The sequence below is a fragment of the Pseudomonas sp. P39-UII1 genome, from assembly GCF_039672635.1.
Lineage (GTDB): Bacteria > Pseudomonadota > Gammaproteobacteria > Pseudomonadales > Pseudomonadaceae > Aquipseudomonas.
On sequence record NZ_JBDFPP010000005.1, the window covers coordinates 349,398 to 358,283 of the forward strand.

Annotated in this window: 9 protein-coding genes and 4 pseudogenes; all 13 read right to left on the reverse strand. The window is 48.3% G+C overall.

Annotated features, from left to right (window positions below):
* Positions 1–31 precede the first annotated feature (31 nt).
* Complete coding sequence (locus ABEH27_RS10230) at positions 32–670, reverse strand: NTF2 fold immunity protein (protein ID WP_346613469.1); 639 nt, start codon at positions 668–670, stop codon at positions 32–34.
* A 42-nt stretch (positions 671–712) separates the two neighbouring features.
* A pseudogene (locus tag ABEH27_RS10235) lies at positions 713–908 on the reverse strand (hypothetical protein); the annotation flags it as partial.
* A 101-nt stretch (positions 909–1,009) separates the two neighbouring features.
* Positions 1,010–1,456, reverse strand: coding sequence for a DUF6386 family protein (locus ABEH27_RS10240; protein ID WP_346613485.1), 447 nt, complete (start codon positions 1,454–1,456; stop codon positions 1,010–1,012).
* Between the two features lie 54 nt (positions 1,457–1,510).
* Positions 1,511–2,111, reverse strand: a pseudogene (locus ABEH27_RS10245) (hypothetical protein); the annotation flags it as partial.
* Positions 2,112–2,264: 153 nt separating this feature from the next.
* Positions 2,265–2,756, reverse strand: coding sequence for an SMI1/KNR4 family protein (locus ABEH27_RS10250; protein ID WP_346613470.1), 492 nt, complete (start codon positions 2,754–2,756; stop codon positions 2,265–2,267).
* A 625-nt stretch (positions 2,757–3,381) separates the two neighbouring features.
* Positions 3,382–3,855 (reverse strand): SMI1/KNR4 family protein, encoded by a 474-nt coding sequence (locus tag ABEH27_RS10255; RefSeq protein WP_346613471.1) that lies wholly within the window; start codon positions 3,853–3,855, stop codon positions 3,382–3,384.
* An 82-nt stretch (positions 3,856–3,937) separates the two neighbouring features.
* Complete coding sequence (locus tag ABEH27_RS10260) at positions 3,938–4,063, reverse strand: hypothetical protein (protein WP_346613472.1); 126 nt, start codon at positions 4,061–4,063, stop codon at positions 3,938–3,940.
* A gap of 174 nt (positions 4,064–4,237) precedes the next feature.
* Complete coding sequence (locus tag ABEH27_RS10265; protein ID WP_346613473.1) at positions 4,238–4,666, reverse strand: hypothetical protein; 429 nt, start codon at positions 4,664–4,666, stop codon at positions 4,238–4,240.
* 368 nt (positions 4,667–5,034) lie between these two features.
* Entirely contained in the window at positions 5,035–5,343 is a 309-nt protein-coding gene (locus ABEH27_RS10270) for a hypothetical protein (RefSeq protein ID WP_346613474.1), read from the reverse strand.
* A 13-nt stretch (positions 5,344–5,356) separates the two neighbouring features.
* Positions 5,357–5,890, reverse strand: a complete 534-nt coding sequence (locus ABEH27_RS10275) for a hypothetical protein (RefSeq protein ID WP_346613475.1) — start codon at positions 5,888–5,890, stop codon at positions 5,357–5,359.
* Between the two features lie 161 nt (positions 5,891–6,051).
* A pseudogene (locus tag ABEH27_RS10280) lies at positions 6,052–6,210 on the reverse strand (RHS repeat domain-containing protein); the annotation flags it as partial.
* A gap of 237 nt (positions 6,211–6,447) precedes the next feature.
* Positions 6,448–7,002 (reverse strand): hypothetical protein, encoded by a 555-nt coding sequence (locus ABEH27_RS10285; RefSeq protein ID WP_346613476.1) that lies wholly within the window; start codon positions 7,000–7,002, stop codon positions 6,448–6,450.
* Positions 6,995–8,886, reverse strand: a pseudogene (locus ABEH27_RS10290) (RHS repeat-associated core domain-containing protein); the annotation flags it as partial. The gene ABEH27_RS10285 and the pseudogene ABEH27_RS10290, both read right to left, overlap by 8 nt.

The following is an 8,886-nucleotide window of genomic DNA, read 5'->3' on the forward strand; positions in this document are numbered from 1 at the left end:
GCCCGAGGTAAAAAACCTCACTCGCCAGCAACTAGATATAGGTCCTTTGCCATCTTCCATCACTTTCTAGATATCGCCCGCTAACTTTGCAGGCATCATCCTCCATGATTAACGTCAGTTTGAAGGAAGCGCGCAACCCTGTGTTCTTCCTGATAATAACTGAGACCGCACCTCCCTTGCACTCACACATCCCAACTCCATCACTGACGAGATCATAATCGGGGAACCTGCCGCAGACTAGATTTTTGACGCGATCATAGTTTCGCCCTTCGTCAACAACATATTTCTTAAAAATTACCAAAAGGTCATTTTTAATGCTCAGTTCGACTTCTTGCTCTAAGGAATCATCCGAAAATGCCGCCAATTTCTTTTTGTACCCAGACAATTCCCACTCGTACATAGCGCCCATAAAACCCAACAGCGCATCACGATACTCATCACGCAAGTTAGTTAGTGAATAAGTTATCATCAGTAAGCTCACCATCTCTAAACACATCTTAGGGGAGCTTGGCAGAGTTTGTGCCATCACCCCATTGGGGTTCAACTCCATATCTACCAGGCGCTTATCATATGTCTTTGTTCCGATGGCTGGTTTTCCTGGACCAGCCTGCCGAAAAGAGTACGCAGCATGCCATATCAATTTATGTGCTTTCTGCTTTTCTGCAGCCAAGGTCGACTCAAACTGCCACGCCTTACGCCCCATCGCGTCTTAACCAAAGCAACTGCTGACCATACCTTGCATGCAATACACCTCGCGGTGCAGGTCATCGCGCTCCATGTCGCTGATGACCTGCCCGTCCAGGTTCAACTGGTGCAGGTGGTCGCTGCCGTAGTACAGCTGATAGATCTTGCTCCCGACCGTGTGGCAAGGTCAGCATGGTCAGGTTCATGAGCGGGCCGCACTCATGATGAGCAAGGGAGAATTCCAGAAGGCTGGGACCTACGCTCAACCCTTCACGCCCATTTTTAAAGATCACCTTCACATTCGTAACTCTGGAGTATCTATAATTCAGCCAAGCCGGATTGAATCTGAAAAGTTATTGCGATGACTATCTGCCCGCGCAAACGACAGCATTATTACCCCGCATTCAAAAGCGAATCCCATCTGATAATTACCTGGAGTGAAAGCAATACAAGCTCCTTGTATAGCATCAGAACCATCAGGCTCCATACCTCCCCCCGTAGTATCCTCACCAGCGCCTATAAATAAGCCCCCGGAAGGAATGGATAGAAAAATACTGCCTAAAGCATTGGGCAACTCAGCGAGAACCTTGACCAAGTACTTTCCGTCTTCACCGAGATTTAAAAAAGCGATATTACCCTCATTCATCTCATAGATCTCATCGCTCCGGATACTCCACCAATCAAACGTATCACTCATTCGATGACGGATAGCGGCAAGATCAAATATCGCCAATGTAGCAGTTTCTGTAATCACCGAGAATTCAGCAGCCATACTTACTCCTAATAATTTCACCAATAATATCGCCAGGCTTAAGGCCGGCCCGCTTCCGTTCGGCTTAGGTTCAAGCATGGTGGTCTGGGTTAGCGCATCGATCACCACCACCAGATCATGACGCTCATTCTAACTAAAATGTACTCTGGCCCGAACAGTCCTGATACCGCTCGACCTGGGCCAGGGTGTTCCACCACAGGTACTTGGACTTGTACGTCGCGTCGATGATGGTGTGTGGCAGGCCCTCTTCGCCGTTGAGGTACTCGGTCATCTGGCCCAGCGCATCGAACTCGGCCAGCAGGTTGCCCTTGTCGTCGTAGCGCGCTTGCCACGTGCTGCCGTCCGGGTAGGTCACCTTGTTCACCAAGGTGTTCAGGTGGTGGTATTCGTAGGCGATGGTGCGGCCCAGCGGGTCGGTTTCTTCGAGCAGGCGGGCGAACTCGTCGTACTCGAAGTGCAACTTGTTGCCGTCCGGCAGGGTCAGGCCGACCATGTTGCCGAAATCGTCCAGGTCGATGGCGTAGCGTTCGCCGCCGTAGTCGCGGCTGGCGATGACGCGGTGGTCTTCGTTGTAGTGAATTTCCAGCTCGCGGCCCAGCACGGCGGTGGCCCAGCTGGTGCGCGCTGCGCAGTCATAGCAGAAGTGGTCGTGCTCGCGCTGCCCCCCACTTGATTAAGCAGTTTTTTGAAGATTAAATATGGCTATCGAAACTCAGAGTCCCAAATTTGAAAAACAACAGCCGCAACCATCAAATACTAACATCGATCTCAACAATCTTTCCAAAGATGATCAACGATCCCCATATAATCAAAAATCAACATCCACCTCACCAACTAAAGAATCGATAAAATCACCAAAGGAATCCGACATGACTCTTTGAGCATTGATATGGTTAAGATACATGTCAAGATCCGCTTGAAAAGTATCAACAGCAAAATAGACAACTCTCCCCGCACCTTTCTCCAAGCAGATAAAGTTACCAGCCTCATCATTTGCAAAAGGGACTAACTGGGACGGGATAACATTTCTCTCGCGCATCCGCCTGTAACATCCACCGATATATTTTGTCTCATTAGCATCCTGAGCTCCTACACTTGAAATACTTTTAAAACCCTCAACTCTCACCGGCTCAAAATCTTCATCTGATATCCAAAACTCTCTAACAGGTGAACCGCCATTGTATGCTTGATATATCGCCCTAAACCTCACGGGCAACTTAAAGCCGATCTGCGCTTCCAGCGCCTCAATATCAGCACCAGAGATCCGCGAGCCGCAGTGCAACAGTTTAAAGTCAGTCATTATCAACACTCTACAAGTGGAAAATGCGTGTTTTGACGGCGACCTTTAAGCCACCCCTTATCTTGCGCTATACCTACGAACTCCAAGCTGAACCGAAATTTTTTTTGGATTGTAGTATCTAAAGGCATTATAATGGCGGAACCTGAGCATTCAACCGACTACTCTCCGGCGCATAATATCCATATATTATATGCAACCATGTTTCTCTGTGGAAATACAGCCCTTAAAAACGCAAATTCTGCTGATTTTTTTGTCCGCTTTCAAACTACTCTATCCCAACGACGCATAGCTACCGGGTTCGTAGAGATTTGCAAAGAACTTGATAGCGACTTTACAAAAATAACCTACCGACACTACTCCCTAACCCTATAGATCTGCCCACGTCGGAAATTGCCCCGAAACATCGGTCTGGTTGCTGAGCGGGTCTTACTCATAGTCCAGCGCACTGCTCGGGGTCAGTTCCTGTGTCAGCCATCCAAGCGGCTCGTAGCGGTAAGTCAGACTTTCATCCGTGATGCCAAACTGTTAGCCTAGACTGCTCGCCGTGCGCTGTAGACTCAGCAGACGGTCTGCCTCGTCGTACTCAAAAAACATCCGAGCCTTCAACACAATCATCAACTAGTGATCAACCCAGCTCTTTAATAGACTGCCTGATCATATGACTGAAAAACTCTTTGAAATCTGAGTGCATGATATTTTTTACACCTGTACGCTTAAAAGAAAGCTCCGTCTCTACCACCACTGGCTCTCCATCATCACCAATAATCGAGGTATCTATAGAGTAAATAGGCCCACACCCCGATGCTTTAATTACAATCATCGACCCATCAGCATCACCATCTGCACGCGCACTTTGTGTAGCAAAAGCCACACTCGGAATGGCTGAAGCGTCTACACCGTCTTTTGTAATACCGTAGTACGTGTCGCCGGCAAAGGATAGCGCTCCATATTTTTTAAGAAACAGTATGTAAGATGGGGGAAACTTAACACCCAGAGCATTCTCGAAATCACTTATTACGTCATCCGACGCTGCCCCAGCAAAAGCAGGATCCTCCCCACTCGCAATGATTTCCACTTCCAGTTGATCTATATAACTCATCACATACCTCTCTTAAAAAATTCAAGGCTCAAATTTTCCAGCATGATCTTTTTGCAAGTATTGAATAGTCCTTTGTTTATACTTAGCAGAGCACTGTTATATAGGCGTGTAACGCCATCGTGCCCAACCGAGCTTTTATCTCATTAATCCGAATGATATGTAAAACCCAATCATGCCTCGAGTGGGAGGTACTCAAGACCTCCGCCATGGGGCCAGGCTCATCTTGAGTGAGATGATGAAGATTCACTTCTTACCCATCTCTGCCAATAGGTGCGTCACCTCTCTTTATCCTCTGACTATTGGTCCTAACTTCGCGCTTAGGACAAAGGGGGCCAACCCTAATTGATCGATCGAAGCCTGATCTGCAAGTTCCTGTTTATTACTATCCTTTGAAGCTGACGACGACATTCAGATATTGTTTATCGAACCCTTCAAAAGCTCTCTCGCCGCCCATGTCGAAAGCCGTCTTGAAGGAATCAAATGCAGGATTAATTTCGCCCAACCCAAGTAAAGAGGCACCCAGAATTATCAAGCTAGACGTTTCTCGAGCAGGTTTAGATTCAACCGCTTTTAACGCCCATGCTTTAGCATTTTCATAATCCTGCCTTTTCAAATAAACCTCAGAATTACATTTGGAAATCCAATGATAGAGATCCCATTTCTCCTTTGGCTCTGGAAGCATGTCCCAAGATTTACTATATTTCTGTAGCGCAGCATCGTAGTCACCCGATGCTTCAAGTTCATTTCCAGATTCAACTGTATCTACGATATTTTGAGACAACTGCAGATTCACTTCCGAAAGATCATTCATAGACACCTCAATATTTAAAGCTTTTATGTGGACTGATAATCTTGCTAGAAGTTGTCTACAAAACAATTACACCCTAACCAGTGGCTATCACTAGGTGTAAATAGTAGAGCTTCTGCGCTTCCCCTTCTACCTAATCCCTCCGCGCCAACGGCGCTAGCTACCCTACTCATAGAAAGCGGCCAATCGGATCGCGCTCGAACAGTGTTCCGCATTGTGGCTGCTCACCGTCCTCGCCGTAGCCGATTTCGGCCAGAAGGGTCAGATGGCCGAATTCGTAGTAAGATTAGAAGGCTCCCTCCCTCTAAACCGAACTTATACTTTAAAGAGTGGACAAGAACACAAACCCATCACTAAAGACACATAAAGACTCACCAATCTCCGCGCCATTCCTCAAGATAGAGACGCTCTCTAGACAATCCAACAATCTCACCCAGCCGATATAACACTTCCAGTACTGAGTCTCTTTCAAGTGTCTCAATCGTCAACCCAATGGCATTAATACCTAGAACACACCTTCTAAATAGAGGAAGCATCGAGCTACCATAGTGAGCATGAGGAACGCCAATTAATTCGACCACCAATTCACCAATTACGGACCTCAATTCACACAAGCAAGTCTCATCGCCCTCCAAAAACTGCAATTGAGCCCAAAAAACCTCAGCCTCTATTTTTTTCATACTGACGCCAAAATCATATTACAGGGCGCTGAATACCTGGAAATAAGAATTCCTTAGATGGATCCCAGTTAATTCCAGTTTCCCGATAGTTCTTAATGCGTGCAATAATCTTTTCTGGATCACCAACCATGCCGCATAGTTCGTAGCGATGAATCAAGCTTAGGTCATCTTGTGGAGAGAGGCTCTCCTTGATTACTTGCGCACCAATATTCGAATACTCATCTGACAGGTCTATGAGTTTCGCACCAGTACTTCCTGGAGCGCCAAATATCGCCGATAGCATACGCTTTTCCACAGGCCATTCATTTGGCGTAACTGACTCGCTAGAAACTAAGCTAGAAAATATACTTTTAATATTTTTTATGGAAACAAAGATCGTGAACAATACGTCAACTTTATTTAAGTCAACACCTGTCCAGTCACCATTACTACCAAACACATCAAAAACTTCCAAAAGATGATTTTTCCTCATTTGCGAGATAGCATATAGGTCTTCTTCCACCTGGATGCTCAAAACAAGATTTTCTTGCCATTTCAAGGATTTCAAAATGTCGCAGCTCCTTTTAATGTCCCGCTAGACTTCGGCCTACCACTGGAAGCGCTATGATTATCTGCAGCGGCGAGATAACGTTCTCTGTTTGGATTATTCACCCCCACAGGATTTTGTTTGTTAGATGTTCCTTGCACAAAGAATGGCTCAGGCGCAACATCCTGGCGCCTGCTGGGCAAGCCACGCGAGGTGCGCTGCAGACGCGTGGTCTGGCCTTTGCCGTCGGTGTGGGTCAGTACCTGGCCGAGGGCGTTGTAGGTAAAGGATTCTGCCGTGCCATCCGGGTGGTGGATACGCAGCACTTCACCATCGGGCTGCCAGCGTTACTCGCAGATCAGATCAAGTGCGTTGCTGTAACCGGCCACGACTTACTGAACTGTCGGACCCAATGACCGTTCCGGTTGAACGTTAGTGGCAACTCGTCATAGGAAGAACAATCATTGATTAAGGCGGTGTTCAAGCCCCCCAAAAAAAAGCTAAATTTTAAAAGAACAATCTGCCAACGACCATCAAGTCTCAACAGCGACGCATAACACCTGACTTACCAAAGGCCGCTATGCCTTGAACTGCAAGCCACAAATATTGTTTTTCTCAAAAATAGTTTTTACCCGAGCAGCCACAACAATGGTAGCGATTTCTTCCTCAGCCCTTACAATATCACTGGGCAAGTTAGCCCTCTCAGCCAACACAATCTTACTATACCATCTCGCCCCATCCGGCAAGTAACTAAGCAACGGCTCACTTTCAGATTTCTCTAAATCAAAAACAGCCGATCTAGTGACAACATTGAATATCTTATAGCCGGCATAGGAAACACCTGAAATTATTAATCCAGCATCAATAAACTGAACACCAGAAATACCCTCCTTAATCATTAGCTCGTATAGTCGCGGCGAGATCAAATTTGGTCCATCACTAAAGAAAAAATCGTATGTCAATAACTTTGCAGCACTAATTCTTTTAGCACTCTCAAACCGGACAATTACAGATTTTGTTACAACCAAACCTTCCTTAAAGATACTTGAATCCTCGCCCGATAAAACCTTAGCTTTAAGCCAATAGCTTTCCGGATAGTCATCTGAAATACTCAGAATATAATTATTAGCCACAACCCACCCCTCGAACAGAATTTTTATTCAACATTGTTTTGCCGGAACGAAGACCTTTCCTCTCATCAACCATTACTCCACGGATAGCTTTCTGGTAATCGGTTTTACTCCAACCGTTCTTCTTACCATAATCATGGATAATATCCAGCTCTTTCTCAACGGCGGCAGTATACTGCGCAAGAGAACCACGATGCACAGTTCGAGCAGGATGATTTTCCTCATACTTAGGCAAATATATTATATTAGAGAGCTTGTGAATATTTACTTCTCCTGCCTGCATGGCCGCATGATTAGAAAGCTGCTGCGGAACAATATAGTGCTTTTGAAAGCCTTCAATTCCCGGCATTGTATTATAGGTAATCCAACCTAATGGATCCTGCCAGCTAACCGGATTAGGTGCATACTTATATAGGTTGCCCCCCACCAGTCCGATTGAGTCAATTGTTACATAGCGCCCTACTTCCGCATCATAATATCGGAATGTGTTGTAGTGCAGTCCAGTTTCGGCATCAAAGTACTGGCCCTGAAAGCGTAGGTTCTGCTCGACCTCCTTGACCGTCATTTGCTCAATCGCCCCCCAGGAGCGATATGTCGCCTGCCAAACAATCTTGCCTTCGCTATCCGACAGCTCCAGCGGCGTACCGATTTGATCGGTATGGAAGGAGTAGACCTCCTGCCCTTCCCCTTCCGCCTGATCCACCCGTGCCAACGGCGCATAGCTGCCCGCTCATACAAGTACAAGATGCTTAGCTCAGGCGTCTCCTCACGCAACATCCTAAGTCCTTGCCAGAGGAAGCGCTTCTGCTCCGTGATGCCGTTGATCTCGGATTGCTTGACTACCCGGCGCCCCAGACTGTCATAGCGATACGCGCCGGTGCTTTCCAGCTTGCCATTCACCAGCGCCTCCGCCCGCACCAGCCGGTTCTCACAGTCATAGCTAAAGCTCTGCAGCTTGCTGTGCCCCGACCGCTTCTCGATCAGGTTGCCCACGGGTCATAGCGATACTCCTGGTCCCGCCAACGCTTGATGCGGTTGTCTTTGACCTTCTCCAGTTGCCGCGCATTGAAGTCGAGGCGGTTGGCAGCCGGGTCGTAGCGGAACTCTTCGCTGCCCACCAACGAGCCGTATCGCGGCTATGCAACTGGCCGTTGGCTTCGTATTCGTACTTGATCTCGCCACGCAGCTTGTCCAGCGTGCGCACCAATTCGCCCGCCGGATCGTATTGGTAGCGACGGTGAATCGGGTTGTAGGCATGCTCCACCAGCAACGAGGTGTTGATACCGGTGTTGTGCACCTGCGACAGCTTTTCTGCCGGCAGGGTCGATGCAAACTGCCAGGCCTTGCGTCCCATCGCATCGTAACCAAAGCAACTGGTGAGCTTGCCCTGGGTGCGGAACACCTCCCGGTGCAGGTCATCGCGCTCCATGTCGCTGATCACCTGGCCGTCCAGGTTCAGCTGGTGCAGGTGGCCACTGCCGTAGTACAGGTGGTTGACCTTGCGCCCGTCCGGCAGGGTCAGTGTGGTCAGGTTGCTTAGCGGGTCATATTCGTAGCCGAGCACGCCTTGTGGGGTGATTTCCTGGGTCAGTCGGCCCAGCAGGTCGTAGGTGTACTCCAGCTTTTCTTCGGTGATGCCGAGTTGTTTGCCGATGCCGCTGGGTTGACGTTGGATGCTCAGCAACCGGTCAACATCGTCATAGGCATAGTCTTGTCGCGCATCGCGGTTGAGCTTGGCCATCAGCCGGCCAATCGGATCGCGTTCGAACAGCGTTTCGCGCTGGGGCTGTTCACCGTTCTCGCCGTAGCCGATTTCGTCCAGCCGGGTCAGGTGGCCGCCGTCGTTGTAGGTGAAGCGCCGGGTCAGGTTGTCCACCCGCACTTCTT

What these genes read in the sequence shown, in the direction of transcription:
- ABEH27_RS10240 (WP_346613485.1), bottom strand. Translation starts at nt 1,456, where the DNA reads ATGGCTGCTGAATTCTCGGTGATTACAGAAACTGCTACATTGGCGATA.
- ABEH27_RS10250 (WP_346613470.1), bottom strand. Translation starts at nt 2,756, where the DNA reads ATGACTGACTTTAAACTGTTGCACTGCGGCTCGCGGATCTCTGGTGCT.
- ABEH27_RS10260 (WP_346613472.1), bottom strand. Translation starts at nt 4,063, where the DNA reads ATGGCGGAGGTCTTGAGTACCTCCCACTCGAGGCATGATTGGGTTTTA.
- ABEH27_RS10255 (WP_346613471.1), bottom strand. Translation starts at nt 3,855, where the DNA reads ATGAGTTATATAGATCAACTGGAAGTGGAAATCATTGCGAGTGGGGAG.
- ABEH27_RS10270 (WP_346613474.1), bottom strand. Translation starts at nt 5,343, where the DNA reads ATGAAAAAAATAGAGGCTGAGGTTTTTTGGGCTCAATTGCAGTTTTTG.
- ABEH27_RS10265 (WP_346613473.1), bottom strand. Translation starts at nt 4,666, where the DNA reads ATGAATGATCTTTCGGAAGTGAATCTGCAGTTGTCTCAAAATATCGTA.